Source organism: Bacteroides sp. OM05-10AA (assembly GCF_003439055.1).
Lineage (GTDB): Bacteria > Bacteroidota > Bacteroidia > Bacteroidales > Bacteroidaceae > Bacteroides > Bacteroides intestinigallinarum.
This window is the reverse complement of record NZ_QSUR01000082.1, coordinates 1-1,725: the sequence shown is the minus strand read 5'-3', so window position 1 is coordinate 1,725 and position 1,725 is coordinate 1. Positions and strand designations below refer to the sequence as shown.

Here is a 1,725-nt window from a genome sequence, read left to right as displayed (position 1 = left end):
CATTGAGTGAAGCTGCCGTTTGGTCGCTCCCCCTTTGGGGGCGGGGGGGGATAGATAAAGTTCCTCTATGTAAAGTTATAATGGGGGATGAAAGGCAAGGTTCGCTAACCTTACCCCGATTGTTTATGCTTCCCAGCATTCAATCTATCCCCGTTTATGGGTTTCTCTTTCACCCTACAAAGATAACCTCATGGGGGAAAAATGTCCAAGAATATGGGGTAAAAACTATCAAGTCGGTAGAAAATAAGTATCTTTGAAGTACATTTTTAGTAGAGGTACTGGTATGCCTAGACGAAGCAGATAGGCAAAAATAAAGCCGCTGGGGATGTCGGATGTCCGTCAATTAACTCCAGCGGCTTGTATTTTGGTAACTCTCCCGTATCGGTCAGCTACCGTTTGGTCAGCAACAAAGGTAGTACTTTATTGTCGCAAATCCAAATGTTTTCCCCTTTATTTGTGCATTTACAAAACATTCACTAACTTCGCACCTATGCAGTATGGTGATAGCACACTAGCACCCTAAAGGGTACGTGTGTAAGGGGACAAGCCCCCTTAACCCCCTGTCAGCCGGCTGTCACCGGCTGTTATCGATTGTCACAAAAATGTTAACTTATGGGAGCAACAAGTATTCATGTACAAGCAGTGAAGCCGGGGAGCGAGATTCACAACTTTAGGGAAAAAGAGTTGGACTATGTTCGTCCGGAACTTAGTCATTTGAATGAAAGCTGGGTTGGAGATAGCATCTCCCATCGGCTGGAGAGTGCGAAACAGAGATATTTCGATACGGTTGGGCAGAAGATGCAGACTAAAGCAGCACCCATACGGGAGGGGGTAATAGTAATCAAGCAAGAAACCACCATGCAGGAACTCCAGCAATTCGCTGCGGTCTGCAAGGAACGTTTCGGTATTGAAGCGTTTCAAATCCATATACACAAGGACGAAGGATACATGAACGCAAAGCAATGGACACCTAACCTTCACGCCCATGTAGTTTTCGATTGGACGCAGCCGAACGGGAAGAGTGTGCGTTTATCGCGTGATGACATGGCAGAACTCCAAACCATAGCATCTGAAGCACTGGGCATGGAACGTGGTGTTTCTTCTGATCGCAAACACTTATCGGCTATGCAGTACAAGACCGAATGTGCGAAAGAACAGCTTCAGGAACTATCCAACGATATATCCAGTGCGTTAGACAAGCACAAGGACGTGCAAAACCAGCTTCTTCAGCTTCAGAAAGAACTACGTTCCATTGAAACAAAGAAAAACGTCCAAAAACTCATTTCTAAGGCTTCAGAGAAGTTTTACGGCTTGATAGGGAAAACGGTTAACGATAGGGAAAAAGATGCCTTAAAAGCCAAAATAAAGGCTTTAGAGGGGGAAAATGAACAGCTATCCGATAGACTGGGAAAGGCTATACTTGAAAAAGAGCGAAACGGCACAAAGGTATTCAAAGCCGAGAACGACAAGGAGTATTATAGACAGCAAATGGACAATGCAAGGACAACCAGTAACCGACTAAGAACGGAGAACCAAGAACTAAAGACCGAAACCAAGGAATTGAAAAAAGAACTTGGTAAGATGAAAGACTTGTTCAATTCCGAACAACTGGAGGCTTTAAGGCATCATTTCCCAAACATATCAAAAGCTATGGAAGAGGGGAAAGACCTACTCAAGCAAATCACCAGAAGCAGAGGTTTCGGCATGGGTATGTAACCCCCCCCC

Annotated in this window: 2 protein-coding genes; both read left to right on the top strand. The window is 44.9% G+C overall.

The genetic code is table 11. The features are described from left to right. Positions 1 to 2 precede the first annotated feature (2 nt). The gene (locus DXB58_RS28305; protein ID WP_117921822.1) at positions 3 to 257 is read left to right on the top strand and encodes a hypothetical protein; all 255 of its coding nucleotides are present in this window, start codon (positions 3 to 5) and stop codon (positions 255 to 257) included. 355 nt (positions 258 to 612) lie between these two features. After that, positions 613 to 1,716: a plasmid recombination protein gene (locus tag DXB58_RS27490; RefSeq protein ID WP_007572070.1), complete on the top strand. Its 1,104-nt coding sequence runs from the start codon at positions 613 to 615 to the stop codon at positions 1,714 to 1,716. Positions 1,717 to 1,725: the final 9 nt, after the last annotated feature.

Excerpts from the sequence above, each read along its gene's own strand:
- DXB58_RS27490 (WP_007572070.1), top strand. The coding sequence starts at position 613 with ATGGGAGCAACAAGTATTCATGTACAAGCAGTGAAGCCGGGGAGCGAG.